Here is a 12790-nt window from a genome sequence, read left to right on the forward strand (position 1 = left end):
CAGCCCGCCATGACGGTGGTGTCTCCCCCATCGGCCCTGTCGCCGGATTGGGTGCTCCAGGTGTCGGGCATTTCCAAACGCTTTGGTGGCTTGCAGGCCTTGAGCGATGTGGGCATGCAGATTGCGCGTGGTCAGGTGTACGGTTTGATTGGCCCCAACGGCGCGGGCAAGACCACCTTTTTCAACGTCATCACCGGGCTGTACACGCCCGACACGGGGCGCTTTGAGTTGGCGGGGCGTCCCTACCAACCGACCGACGTGCACCGCGTGGCGCAGGCGGGCATTGCCCGCACGTTTCAGAACATCCGTTTGTTTGCTGAGATGACGGCTTTGGAAAACGTGATGGTGGGTCGCCATGTGCGCACGGGCTCGGGGCTGCTGGGGGCGATTTTCAAAACACGTCACTTCATGGCCGAAGAGGCCGCCATTGAACAACGCGCCCACGAGCTGCTCGATTACGTGGGCATTGCCCCCTTGGCCCATTACAAGGCGCGCACCTTGAGCTATGGCGACCAGCGCCGCTTGGAAATTGCCCGAGCCTTGGCCACCGACCCGCAACTCATTGCGCTCGATGAACCCGCTGCGGGCATGAACGCCACCGAGAAAGTGCAGCTGCGTGCGCTGATCGACAAAATTCGCCACGACCACCGCACGGTGTTGCTGATTGAGCATGACGTGAAATTGGTGATGGGCCTGTGCGACCGCGTGACGGTGCTGGACTACGGCAAGGTGATCGCGCAGGGCACGCCCGCCGAGGTGCAACGTGACCCGCAGGTCATCGAGGCCTACTTGGGCACAGGAGGCCACTGACATGCGTGCCCACGACTCAGCCCCCGTGTTGCTCAGCGTTCGCCAGGCCGAAGTGGCCTATGGTGGCATTCAGGCCGTCAAAGGCGTGAGCTTGGAGGTGCGCGCGGGTGAGCTGGTGTCTTTGATCGGCTCCAACGGCGCGGGCAAAACCACCACCATGAAAGCCATCACCGGTTTGCTGCCTTTGGTGGGCGGGCAGATTGAACTGATGGGGCAAGACATTCGAGGCTTGGGGCCTTGGGACCTGGTGCAACAAGGCCTGGCCATGGTGCCTGAAGGGCGCGGCGTGTTCACCCGCATGACGATTTTTGAGAACCTGCAAATGGGGGCCTACATCCGCCGCGACGCCGCTGCGGTGACCGATGACATCGCGCGCGTGTTCACTACTTTCCCGCGCCTCAAAGAACGGCGTGACCAACTGGCGGGTACCTTGTCGGGCGGCGAACAACAGATGCTGGCCATGGGCCGTGCCCTGATGAGTCGGCCCCACATCTTGTTGCTCGACGAACCGTCGATGGGCTTGTCGCCCTTGATGGTGGACAAAATTTTTGAGGTGGTGAACGAGGTGTCGGCCCAAGGCGTGACGGTGCTGCTGGTGGAGCAAAACGCCAGCCGTGCCTTGCACATTGCCGACCGCGCCTATGTGATGGAGTCTGGCCTGATCACCCTCAGCGGTGCAGCCAGCGATTTGTTGCACGACCCCAAGGTGCGTGAAGCCTACTTGGGTGAGTGAGTCGGGCGAGAGTGTGGGTGGGGGGCGGTGACGCTCAAGGCGTCATGATCCAAATTAGCACCTGCTTGGCAATGAAGCCAATCATGCCAAAGGCCAGCACCAAAAACAGCACAAAGGTGCCGAACTTGCCCGCTTTGGACTCTCGTGCCAACGAGTAAATGATGAACAGCATGTAGAGCATGAAGCCCCCCACGCCGAAGGTCAGGCCAAATTGGGCGAATTGTTCTTCGGTCATACCCGCTCAATGCGCGTCCGGGTCATGGCTGACCAAATCGCGGTAGGCATGCCAACTGGCGTGTCCCAACATGGGCACCACCGCCAGCAACCCCAAGAAGGCAGACCCAATGCCCAGTGCGGTGAACAAACACAGCAGCGCCGCCCACAGCGCCATGGACAAGGGGTTGAGGGCCACCACCCGCCAGCTGGTGAGGATGGCTTGTTGCAAGCTCAGGGTGGGATGGTCGAGCAAGAGGGGAATGGTCACCAAGGTGGAGGCAAACATGGGGGTGGCCAGTACCGCGCCCATGAGCACCCACAGCTCAAACAAACCAAAGTTGGGTTGCAACACCACCAGTCGCACAAAGTCGGCGGGCGAGTACACGCTGGCAGGCAGCATCCAGTGAATCAGTGCCGCAGAGCACACCAGCCAGCCCACGCTGGTCAGCGCCAACAGCAGGCCAAACTGGCGCAGTCGGCGGTCGCCGCTGAACCAAATGCGAAACGCGTCGGTCACGCTGGCGTCTTCGCCGCGCTCCAGGCGGCGGCTGATGTCGTACAGGCCTGAAGCGAGCAAGGGCGCGATGGTCATGCACACCGACAGCATGGCGGCCAGCCACCAAAACGCATGCCGCGCAAACCAAAACAAGGCGCCACCGATGAGGGCCAAGATCAGGCCATGCATCGCACCAGCGGTGGGGCAGCGCTCCATGTCGCGCCACGCCAGCGCCAGCCAATGCAGGGGGCGCAACAGCTCCACCTCTCGGGCGTGCAGTTTGGGGTGAGGTGTGGGGGTGGACATGGCCTCAGTCTACTTTGGCGCCACTGGCCTTGACCACCCGTTCATAGGCCGACAACTCAGACGCCATGAACTGGCCAAAGGCCTGTGGTGTGCTGGGTGCAGGCTCGGCCATCAGCACGGCAAAACGCTGGCGGGTTTCGGGTGCGTTCAAGGCTTGGGTGAACGCAATGTTCAAGCGCTCGATCACCGCTGCGGGCGTGCCTGCGGGTGCCACCAAGCCCCACCAGGTGTCAACCGAGAAGTTGCTCAGTGTCTCGGCCACGGCAGGCACATCGGGCATGTGGGGGCTGCGTTGCCGCGTGGTCACGGCCAGCGCCAGCAACTTGCCGCTCTTGATGTTGGGGGCGGCGGTGGCGAGGTTGTCGAAGTTGAAATCCACCTGGCCCGACAGCAGCGCCAGCTGCGCGGGGTTGCCTCCGTTGTAGGGAATGTGCACCGCAAAAATACCGGCGCGGGCTTTGAACAATTCACCCGCCAGATGCCCGGCACTGCCGTTGCCACCCGAGCCAAAGTTGAGCTGCCCCGGATGGGCACGTGCGTAGCGCAACAAGTCGGCCAACGAGGCAATGTGCAAGCGCTGGGCGGTGGCTGCGTTCATCACCAACACGTTGGGCACCCGCAGCATCTGGGTGATGGGCGCAAAGTCGCTGGCTGCGTTGTAGGGCATGCGGCTGTAGAGCCACGGGTTCACCGCATGGGTGGCGGTGGCGGCAATGCCGATCACCGAGCCATCGGGCGTGGCCTTGGCCACGGCGTCAGCCCCGATGTTGCCGCCAGCACCGGGCCGGTTGTCGATGATCACCGGGCCCAAGGTGTCTTTGACACGCTCGGCCAGGGCGCGTGCCGTCACATCAATCGGGCCGCCTGCGGCGTAGGGCACGATCAAGCGGATGGGTTTGGTGTTCGGTGCTTGGGCCACGGCTGTCACAGGCAGCAGCAGCGCGAGCAGCAGGTGCAGCTTTGAGCGTGCTTGAAGGGGCTGTGGTGGGTGCTGTGGTGGGTGCTGTGGGTGCGCGCGCGCGATGACGTGCAGGCGAGGGCGCAAGGTGTGAAACACAAGCCGCCTCAGTCGATGCGTGCGCCCGAGCGCTGGATGATGGGCGCCCACTTGGCGGACTCTTGCGTGATCAACTGGGTGAACTGCTCAGGCGTGCCGCCCACCGGGTCGAGGCCTGCGTTCTTCAAGCGCTCACGCACCGCGGGGTCGTTCAAGGCGGCGTTGAGCGCGCTGTTGATGCGATCGACCACCGCACGCGGTGTGCCTGCTGCCACCAACACGCCATTCCAAGCCAGTGCTTCAAAGCCTTTGAGTTCAGGCACGCCGCTCTCCGCCACGGTGGGCACATCGGGCAGCAGGGCGTAGCGGTGCGCGCTGGTGACGGCCAGGTATTTCAAGCGGCCTTGTTTGACCTGTGGGGTGAGCGCAGTGGGCACCGAGGCCATGAGCTGTGTTTGCCCCGCCACCGTGGCCAGCACGGCAGGCGGGCTGCCGTTGAAAGGGATGTGGACCGCAAAAGTGCCGGTGACGGCCTTGATGTATTCCATCGTCAGGTGCGACGCACTGCCATTGCCCACCGAGGCGAAGTTGTACTGGCCCGGGTGTTGTTTGAGCTGGCTCACCAATTCACGCATGGTGTTGGCCGGGAACTGGGCGTTGGCAGCAATCACATTGGGTTGCGAGGTGGTGATCATCACCGGCTGCAAGTCGCGCAGCGGTTGGTAGGGCAGCTTGGGGTAGAGGTGCGGGCCAAAGGCCAGCGGGCCGTTGTACGACATGACCCAGGTGTGGCCGTCGGGCGCCGATTTGGCCACCTCGGCGGTGCCCAGCGTGCCGCCCGCCTGCGGCTTGTTGTCCACCACCACGGCTTGGCCCAGGTGGTCTTTGAGGTGTTCTTGCATGGCACGCGCAATCACGTCCAGCGACGAGCCCGCAGGCGCCACCACCACCCAGCGGATGGGCTTGTTGGGAAAGCTCTGTGCCCACCCACTGAGCGCGGTCATGCCCACGGCCCAAATGAGCAGCAGACGAGCCAGAGGGCGTGCGTGGGTGTGGGCGTGCAATGGGTGGAACATGGTGGGTGTTGTAGCTTAGGTGGCGGCTTTGTCTGCCGCCGAGGTGAACGAGTCGGCATAGAACTCATCGCTGGGCAAGCCGGCTGCGGTGTAGGCGCTGCGCGCCGAGTCCACCACGATGGGCGCGCCGCAGGCATACACCTGGTAGCCGCTCAAATCGGGCGTGTCTTGCAGCACCGCTTGGTGCACAAAGCCAGTGCGGCCAGACCACGCGTCTTCGGGCAGTGCGTCAGAGATGACGGGCACATAGCGCAGGTTGGGCATCAAAGCCAGTTGCGCTTGCACCCAGTCGTTCAGATACAAATCGCTGGGGCGTCTGCCGCCCCAGTACAGCGTGACAGGGCGTGTGATGGCCTTGTGTTGCATGTGCTCCAGCATGGCCTTGATGGGCGCAAAGCCGGTGCCCGAGGCCAGAAACACCAAGGGCTTGTCAGAGTCTTCGCGCAAGTAAAAGCTGCCTTGCGGGCCTTCAATGCGTTGAATTTCTTTTTCCTTCATCGCGCCAAACACGTGGTCGGTGAACTTGCCGCCGGGCATGTGGCGGATGTGCAGCTCAATGGCGGGGCTGCCTGCCACCAGGGTGTGGGGTGCATTGGCCATTGAATAGCTGCGGCGGTCGCCATCGCGCAACAAGAAGTCCACATACTGACCGGCGTGGAACTTCATCACGTCGTTGGCGGGCAGTTGCAGTTGCACCACCATCACGTCGTGCGATTTCTTCTCCAGCGAAATCACGCGCACCGGCATTTTTTTGATGGGGAAGGCACCTTCTTCGGTCACTTGGCGCGACTCCAGCACCACATCGCTGTGCGCGCTGGCGCAGCAGGTCAGCACAAAGCCGTTGGCCTCTTCTTCGGCGCTCAGGGCTTTGTCTTGGTGGGTGCCGTGTGTCACATCGCCAGAGATTTTTTTGCACTTGCACGAGCCACAAGCACCGTCTTTGCAGCCATAAGGCAATCCAATGCCTTGGCGCAGGCCAGCTGCGAGCAAGGTTTCGTCGGGGTTGGCGGTGAATGCGCGGCCACTGGGTTGGACCGTGATGTTGAAACTCATCTTTGGGTATCCTTGAACTTTTACAAAGCGTATTTTGCCTTCCAACCAATCTCCTCTTGGCGCGCTGCCTGCGCGCTTTCGCCGTGAACGGCTGCTCATCGTGGGCTGTGGTGACGTGGGCCTGCGTGTGGCGCGTACCCAGCGTCATGTGCGCATCTTGGCGCTCACCTCCAGCGCGTCGCGTGTGCCAGCCTTGCGTGCCGCGGGCGTGACGCCCTTGATGGGCAATTTAGACCAACCCGCAAGCGTGAAGCGCTTGGCCGGATTGGCCACGCGGGTGTTGCATTTGGCACCACCTCCTTTGCAGGGCCACACCGACCCGCGCACCTTGGCCCTTACCCGTGCTTTGTTGTTGCGCACGGCGCCACACAGCGTGGTGTATGGCTCAACCAGCGGTGTCTATGGTGACTGCGCAGGCGACTGGGTGAGCGAGACGCGTGCGCTCAACGCCACCACCCCGCGTGCCCAGCGCCGCGTGGACGCTGAAGCCCGGGTGCGCCATTTCGCACGCTTGCGTGCCGGTGTGCGGGCCAGTGTGTTGCGCATTCCGGGCATCTACGCGCCTGACCGCGAAGGCGGCACGCCGCGTGAGCGCTTGCTGCGTGGCAGCCCGGTGTTAGAGGCACCAGACGATGTGTTCACCAACCACATCCATGCCGACGATTTGGCGCGTGCTTGCCAGCTGGCCCTGTGGCGAGGCCAAACACAGCGGCGCTACAACGTGAACGACGATGCCCAGCTGAAGATGGGCGACTACTTTGACTTGGCCGCGCAGATCTACAACTTGCCCAAACCACCGCGTATCAGCCGGGCGCAAGCTCAAATCGAATTGCCTGCGATGCAACTGAGCTTCATGAGCGAGTCACGCCGACTCGACAACCGCCGCATGAAGCGCGAGCTGCGCTTGCAACTGCGTTACCCGCAGGTACAAGACGGCTTGGTGTGAGGACGCGCGTTCAGTCGAACTTGATGTTGCCAGCCTTGATGGCCTTGGCCCAACTGGCGGTATCGCGTTCCAACAGCTTGGTGGTGTTCTCGGGCGTGAGGTAGCGCACTTCCACACCGGCGGCATCGGCGCGTTGCTTGGTGTCAGGCGACTCCATGCTGCGCTTGACTTCTTGCGAAAGCTTTTGCACCACCTCTTTGGGCGTGCCTGCCGCTACATACAAAGCCACCCAGGATTCCAGCTCAAAGCCCGGCAAACCCGCTTCAGAAGCCGTGGGCACTTGAGGCAGTTGGGGGTGACGGGTTTTGCCGGTGACAGCCAGCGCTTTGAGCTTGCCGCTGAGCACATGGCCCATCACCGAGGGCGGTGTGGAGATGAACACTTGCACTTGCCCCGCCAGCACGTCTTGAATGGCTTGTCCCGAGCCTTTGTAGGGCACATGGGTCATCTCAATGCCGGTTTGCTGTTTGAAAATTTCGGTGCCAATGTGCGACACCGAGCCGTTGCCTTGTGAGGCGTAGTTCACCTTGCCAGGGTTTTGTTTGACCCAGGCAATGAAGTCTTTCAGGTTGTTGGCTGGCACCGAGGGGTGGACCGCAATCACGTTGGTGGCCACAGTGATCAGGCCTACCGGGGTGAGGTCTTTGAGTTCCCAGGGGAGCTTGTCCATCAGGATCGGGTTGGCAATGTGGTAGCCCGAGTAAGACACCAGCACGGTGTAGCCATCTTTCGGGCTGCGTGCCACCAGCGAGTAAGCCAGGTTGCCGCTGCCGCCGGGTTTGTTGTCCACCACCACCGACTGGCCTAGTGCGCGCGCCAGTGGGTCGCTGAGCAAACGGGCCGAGGTGTCCAACAAACCGCCGGGTGGGTTAGGAACCACCAGGGTGATGGGTTTGCTGGGGTAGGTGTCTGCAAGTGCATAGGCGGGCAGCAGCGCCAAGGTTGCCAGGGTGGCAGATGCCAGGAGCGTGGTGAGCGTGCGGCGAGAAAAATGGTTCATGGTGTGTCTCGATTCAAGGTTCAACGTTGGCCAATGCGCACAGCACCAAAAATGCCTTGGGCTTCACGCGGCATGCAGCGCCAGTATTGGTGGCTGGCTTGGACCGTGCCGCCCAGTGCAGCGGCAGCTTCCCACATCCAGCGGGGTTTGTAGAGGAAGGCGCGAGCCAGCGCCACCAGGTCGGCGTCACCACGCACCAACACATCTTCGGCTTGTTGTGGCGTGGTGATCAGGCCGACCGCCATGGTGGGCAGTCCGCTTTTTTGTTTGACCAGTTTCGCGAACGGCACTTGGTACTCAGGGCCGATGGCAATTTTTTGTTGTGGCGAGATGCCGCCCGACGAGATGTGCACAAAGTCGGCACCGGCTTGCTTCAAGCGCAACGCCAAGTCGGCAGTTTCTTCGGGGGTCCAGCCGCCTTCGACCCAGTCTGTGGCAGACAGGCGCATTCCCAGACTGCCTTTGAAAGCGGCTCGCACGGCCTGGAACACTTCCAAAGGAAAGCGGATACGGCTTTCAAAGTTGCCACCATAACCGTCGTTGCGTTGGTTCGACAAGGGCGACAAAAACTGGTGCAACAAATAGCCGTGCGCACCGTGCAACTCAACCGCCTCAATGCCCATGTCTTGTGCGCGTTGTGCGGCTTGCACAAACGCGGCTTGGATATCGGCCAGTCCTTGTGCACTGATGGCGTCAGGCGGCGTTTCTTGCGCCAAGTGGGGCAGAGCTGAGGGGCCTTCGGGTTGCCAACCGCCGTGAGCGGCATCCAGCAATTGGCCACCTTCCCAGGGGGCAGAGCTTGAGGCTTTGCGCCCGGCATGCGAGAGCTGGATGCACACCGGCACTTTGGGGGCCAGGTGCCGAGCACGATCCAGGGTGTTGTTCAAAGCAGCGGCCGTGGTGTCATCCCACAGTCCCAAGCATTGAGGGGTGATGCGGCCACGTGCGGTCACCGCCGTGGCTTCGATGATGAACAAGCCGGCTCCGCTGTTGAGCATGTTGCCCCAGTGCATCAAGTGCCAATCTGTGGCGAGGCCGTTGTTGGCGGAGTATTGACACATGGGGGCCACCACAGCGCGATTGGCCAAGGTCAAGGGGCCGCGTGGGGAGGTCAGGGTGAATTCAGAAAAGAGGTGGCTCAAAGGGACTCCAGAAACAAAAATGCCTGCGATCGCGGCAGGCGTTGATCGTAATCATTGTGTGTGTCGGTGTTTAGCAAACACGCGACAAGCCATGAGGCGCGTCAAGGCAGCTTTTGCTCAAAGTCAGTCAAGCGGTCATTCAGGTTGTCGACGTTGTGCTTGATGCCCAATAACCGACGCTGAAATGCTGCCGCAGCTTCTTCATGCTTGAGCTTTTTTTCTTCAGCGGTCAGGTTTGTGTGAGAAGGTGCGTCTGCCGACGAGCCCTGCGTGGGGTAGGTGTTTGTTTTGCTGGCAGCCTCGTGAGAAGCCGCGCTGGAAGGGGAGGCTTCGTCAGAAGCAAATGGGACCTGGGCGAGGGCAGTCTTTGCGCTCGGTAGCTTTTCCAAATGGTCAGCTATTTTTTCTGCGTCGATCGCTTGGTGGTTGTCTGACAGCGCCGCCCCTTGGGCAACAGCTGTCGGATAGGCCTCTACTTGGAGCGTAGGGATCGGCTGCTCGTTGGTGCTGAATGCTTGGGTCAGACCTGGTTGACGGTTTGGCGCAGACGCTGCATTGCTCAGGGCTTGTCGGTTGATGCCGACATCGTCTGTGGGCACTGCTTGGCGATTGGACTCAGAACCTGCGGTGTCGATCACGACACGCGTGTCATCCAGCGTGTCTTGGGGGATGCCTTGTTTGTTGTCAGAGATCACCTCGTTGACGGGAACGTTTTGAACGTTCGATCCCGCAGTTGGAGCACCCGTGACCGCTTGTCGGTTGTCGGACTCGAGCTGACCCTTGCCGAGACTTTGCAGGTTGTCTTTGAGCGTTTCAGTCGGCAAAGCTTGCTTGTTAGCAGCGATGACCTCTGTGCTGACGTTTTGAACGTTGGCAGAGGTCGGCGCTGTTGTCGCGGTGGTTTGACGGTTGGTACCGATCAGGTCGTCTTGCGCAATCGCTTGACGATGGTCTTGCATCGAGTCGATGTTCACGTCTTGCTTATTGGGGGCAAGTACCGTGATGGGAACGTTCAAGACGTTGGCTTTGGCACTGTCTGACGCGGGGACTGCCACAGCGTTGGCGGGTTGCTGCGGGGTTTTGTCTTGTGCGGTGTCGGTGGAGACGTCGTGGACGTGGTCAAACGCTAATTTGCGTTCACGTGTTTCTTCGGGGTGAGAAACGACAACATTCTTCGGGGTTTTGGCATTGCCAGTGTGTTCGGAGACCGAGACATGGTGCTCAGAACCGCTGCGTACTACGAAGTCGGGGAAATCGTCGTTCATGGAGTTTCTCTGAAAGCCAACAGGCTGCTTGGCCTGCGCTACGTTTACCAGTGGTGCCCGGGGCCGGAATCGAACCGGCACGCCTTGCGGCGGGGGATTTTGAGTCCCCTGCGTCTACCAATTTCACCACCCGGGCACTGGAGAGAACGACCGATATTATGGCACAGTCCAAGCCTATGAACGAAAAAAACTTGTACCCCACGATTGAAGACGCGATTGGCAAAACACCTCTGGTGGCTTTGCAGCGTATTGGTGCCGCTGACAACGCGCGTCGCGGCAATGTGATTTTGGGAAAGCTCGAAGGCAACAACCCGGCGGGTTCAGTGAAAGACCGACCTGCCTTGTCGATGATTCAGCGCGCGCAAGAGCGTGGTGACATTCATCCGGGCGACACCTTGATTGAAGCCACCTCCGGCAACACAGGCATTGCGCTGGCCATGGCCGCAGCCATCAAGGGCTACCGCATGGTGTTGATCATGCCCGAGGACTTGTCGATTGAACGCGCCCAGACCATGAAGGCGTTTGGTGCTGAGTTGATCTTGACGCCCAAGAGTGGCGGCATGGAATACGCCCGCGACTTGGCTGAGCGCATGCAGCGTGAGGGCAAGGGGCGGGTGCTAGACCAATTTGGCAACGACGACAACCCGCGCATCCACTTTGAAACGACGGGCCCTGAAATTTGGCAAGACACCCAAGGCCGTGTGACCCACTTTGTCAGTGCCATGGGCACCACGGGCACCATCACCGGCGTGTCGCGTTATTTGAAAACCCAAAACCCGAATGTGCGCATCATTGGCGCACAGCCCAGCGAAGGCTCACGCATTCCGGGTATTCGCAAATGGCCGCAAGAGTATTTGCCCAAAATTTACGACCCCAGCCATGTGGACGAGTTGGTCTATGTGAGCCAAGACGATGCCGAAGAGATGTGCCGCCGGCTGGCACGCGAAGAAGGTATTTTTGCGGGCATCTCGGCAGCGGGTGCTTGCTGTGTGGCGCAACACATTGCCGAGCAGGTGGAGAACGCGACCATTGTGTTCATCGTCTGTGACCGGGGGGACAGGTATCTCTCAACCGGTGTGTTTCCCGCATGAGTGCGTTTCGTTTTTGCCCAAGTTGCGCCACACCCCTGAGCCTGATTGCCAAAGAAGAAGACGGTGGGCTGACCGAGCGTTTGCGTTGTGTCGCCTGTGATTGGACCCACTGGAACAATCCGACACCCGTGTTGGCGGCCATCGTGCAATACCGGGGTCAAATTTTGCTAGCACGCAATGCCGCATGGACCGAGCGGCGCTTTGCTTTGATCACCGGATTCATGGAGGCGGGTGAATCACCCGAAGATGGCATTCGTCGTGAGATTGCCGAAGAAACCCACCTACAGACCGAATCCCTGAGTTTGGTGGGGGTGTATGACTTTCAGCGCATGAACCAAGTCATCATTGCCTACCATGCGGTTGCGGATGGTGACATTGCACTGTCGCCAGAGTTGGTAGAGTACAAGCTTTACCGCCCCGAAGATGTGATTTGTTGGCCTGCTGGCACCGGTTACGCCATGGCCGATTGGCAGCGTACGCAAGGCATTGAGCCACGCTTCATGGAGTGGGCGGAGCGTGAAAAACTGAACCTAGATTGACTTGATATGCACATTGACCAAGAACTCGACACCCGTGGCCTGAATTGCCCCTTGCCGATTCTCAAAGCCAAAAAGGCACTGACCACCATGCAAAGCGGTGAGCTGCTGCGTGTCACGTCGACGGATGCCGGGTCGATGCGCGATTTTGCGGCGTTTGCCAAGCAGACGGGTAACGAACTCGTGTCCCAAGAAACCTCGGGCAACGACTTCATTCACGTGCTCAAACGACGTTGAGCTGCTGGAGGTAGTCGCGGAACTCGGCACCGACCTCAGGGTGTTGCAAGGCCAACTCGACCGTGGCCTGTAAAAAGCCTTGCTTGCTGCCGCAGTCATAACGTTTGCCTGCGTAAGAAAACGCCAACACCTTTTCTGTGGCCAGCAAACCGGCAATGCCGTCGGTGAGTTGAATTTCGCCTTGCACGCCACGTCCGCCCGCGCGGATGCGTTCAAACACGGCAGGGGTCAAGATGTAGCGCCCCGCCACGGCCAGACGCGAAGGGGCCACCTCGGCCTTGGGTTTTTCGACCATGTGCTGCACGTCCACCAACCCTTGCCCCATGTCATGGCCCGCCACGATGCCGTAGCGGTGCACATGGTCGAGCGGTACTTCTTGTACAGCCAGCACCGACGAGCGGGTGCGCGCAAATACCTCGGCCATTTGTTTCAGCACGCCGGGTCCTCCGGCCTGACCTTGCATCAGGTCATCGGCCAGCAACACGGCAAATGGCGCATCCCCCACCAAGTGCTCAGCGCACAACACGGCATGACCCAACCCCAAGGCTCGCGGTTGGCGCACATACACGCATTGCATGTCGCTGGGTTGTACGCTGCGCACCACCTCGAGCAAGGCGTGTTTGCCCGCGGCTTCGAGTTCGGTTTCCAACTCGTAGGCCGTGTCGAAGTGGTCTTCAATGGCCCGTTTGCTGCGGCCCGTGACAAAAATCATTTCACGAATACCCGCCTCATAAGCCTCTTCCACCGCGTACTGAATCAGCGGCTTATCGACCACGGGCAGCATCTCTTTGGGGCTGGCTTTGGTGGCAGGTAGAAAACGGGTGCCCATGCCCGCGACGGGGAACACGGCTTTGGTCAAGACTGGTTTCATGCGAATCTCTGATTT

General features: G+C 60.6%; 15 protein-coding genes and 1 tRNA gene. 6 read left to right on the forward strand and 10 right to left on the reverse strand.

Annotated features, from left to right (window positions below; translation table 11 throughout):
- The first annotated feature begins 9 nt into the window (after positions 1-9).
- Positions 10-810: an ABC transporter ATP-binding protein gene (locus B9Z39_RS12315; protein ID WP_108301971.1), complete on the forward strand. Its 801-nt coding sequence runs from the start codon at positions 10-12 to the stop codon at positions 808-810.
- A 1-nt stretch (position 811) separates the two neighbouring features.
- A complete protein-coding gene (locus B9Z39_RS12320) occupies positions 812-1543 on the forward strand; it encodes an ABC transporter ATP-binding protein (RefSeq protein WP_108301917.1) in 732 nt (243 codons plus the stop codon).
- A 34-nt stretch (positions 1544-1577) separates the two neighbouring features.
- On the opposite strand, the gene B9Z39_RS12325 is transcribed toward B9Z39_RS12320, so the two are convergent.
- From B9Z39_RS12325 to B9Z39_RS12345, 5 genes are all read right to left on the reverse strand, one after another.
- Positions 1578-1778 carry a DUF2788 domain-containing protein gene (locus B9Z39_RS12325; protein WP_100146415.1) on the reverse strand — a complete coding sequence of 67 codons (201 nt, stop codon included), beginning with the start codon at positions 1776-1778 and terminating at the stop codon, positions 1578-1580.
- A gap of 6 nt (positions 1779-1784) precedes the next feature.
- The gene (locus B9Z39_RS12330) at positions 1785-2561 is read right to left on the reverse strand and encodes a DUF2189 domain-containing protein (protein WP_108301918.1); all 777 of its coding nucleotides are present in this window, start codon (positions 2559-2561) and stop codon (positions 1785-1787) included.
- Positions 2562-2565: 4 nt separating this feature from the next.
- A complete protein-coding gene (locus B9Z39_RS12335) occupies positions 2566-3513 on the reverse strand; it encodes a tripartite tricarboxylate transporter substrate binding protein (RefSeq protein WP_233249002.1) in 948 nt (315 codons plus the stop codon).
- Between the two features lie 113 nt (positions 3514-3626).
- Positions 3627-4634 carry a tripartite tricarboxylate transporter substrate binding protein gene (locus B9Z39_RS12340; protein ID WP_233248996.1) on the reverse strand — a complete coding sequence of 336 codons (1008 nt, stop codon included), beginning with the start codon at positions 4632-4634 and terminating at the stop codon, positions 3627-3629.
- A 15-nt stretch (positions 4635-4649) separates the two neighbouring features.
- Complete coding sequence (locus tag B9Z39_RS12345; RefSeq protein WP_108301919.1) at positions 4650-5687, reverse strand: CDP-6-deoxy-delta-3,4-glucoseen reductase; 1038 nt, start codon at positions 5685-5687, stop codon at positions 4650-4652.
- Between the two features lie 34 nt (positions 5688-5721).
- On the opposite strand from B9Z39_RS12345, the gene B9Z39_RS12350 reads away from it, so the two are divergent.
- On the forward strand, positions 5722-6633 hold the full coding sequence (locus tag B9Z39_RS12350; protein ID WP_108301920.1) for an SDR family oxidoreductase: 912 nt from the start codon (positions 5722-5724) through the stop codon (positions 6631-6633).
- 10 nt (positions 6634-6643) lie between these two features.
- On the opposite strand, the gene B9Z39_RS12355 is transcribed toward B9Z39_RS12350, so the two are convergent.
- From B9Z39_RS12355 to B9Z39_RS12370, 4 genes are all read right to left on the reverse strand, one after another.
- Positions 6644-7633, reverse strand: coding sequence for a tripartite tricarboxylate transporter substrate binding protein (locus B9Z39_RS12355; protein ID WP_108301921.1), 990 nt, complete (start codon positions 7631-7633; stop codon positions 6644-6646).
- Between the two features lie 20 nt (positions 7634-7653).
- Positions 7654-8775 carry an NADH:flavin oxidoreductase/NADH oxidase gene (locus B9Z39_RS12360; RefSeq protein ID WP_108301922.1) on the reverse strand — a complete coding sequence of 374 codons (1122 nt, stop codon included), beginning with the start codon at positions 8773-8775 and terminating at the stop codon, positions 7654-7656.
- Between the two features lie 101 nt (positions 8776-8876).
- Positions 8877-10040: a hypothetical protein gene (locus B9Z39_RS12365; RefSeq protein ID WP_108301923.1), complete on the reverse strand. Its 1164-nt coding sequence runs from the start codon at positions 10038-10040 to the stop codon at positions 8877-8879.
- Positions 10041-10091: 51 nt separating this feature from the next.
- Positions 10092-10176: transfer RNA gene (locus tag B9Z39_RS12370), tRNA-Leu, on the reverse strand.
- Between the two features lie 40 nt (positions 10177-10216).
- On the opposite strand from B9Z39_RS12370, the gene cysM reads away from it, so the two are divergent.
- From cysM to B9Z39_RS12385, 3 genes are read left to right on the forward strand one after another with little or no spacing between them, the layout of a single operon-like run.
- Positions 10217-11131: a cysteine synthase CysM gene (gene cysM / locus B9Z39_RS12375; protein ID WP_100146497.1), complete on the forward strand. Its 915-nt coding sequence runs from the start codon at positions 10217-10219 to the stop codon at positions 11129-11131.
- Complete coding sequence (locus tag B9Z39_RS12380) at positions 11128-11670, forward strand: NUDIX domain-containing protein (RefSeq protein WP_108301924.1); 543 nt, start codon at positions 11128-11130, stop codon at positions 11668-11670. Before cysM ends, B9Z39_RS12380 begins: the two co-directional genes overlap by 4 nt.
- A gap of 6 nt (positions 11671-11676) precedes the next feature.
- Complete coding sequence (locus B9Z39_RS12385; protein WP_100146423.1) at positions 11677-11904, forward strand: sulfurtransferase TusA family protein; 228 nt, start codon at positions 11677-11679, stop codon at positions 11902-11904.
- On the opposite strand, the gene galU is transcribed toward B9Z39_RS12385, so the two are convergent.
- Complete coding sequence (gene galU, locus B9Z39_RS12390; RefSeq protein WP_108301925.1) at positions 11891-12775, reverse strand: UTP--glucose-1-phosphate uridylyltransferase GalU; 885 nt, start codon at positions 12773-12775, stop codon at positions 11891-11893. The two genes, B9Z39_RS12385 and galU, sit on opposite strands and share 14 nt — an antisense overlap.
- Positions 12776-12790: the final 15 nt, after the last annotated feature.

Source organism: Limnohabitans sp. JirII-29, from assembly GCF_003063395.1.
Lineage (GTDB): Bacteria > Pseudomonadota > Gammaproteobacteria > Burkholderiales > Burkholderiaceae_C > Limnohabitans.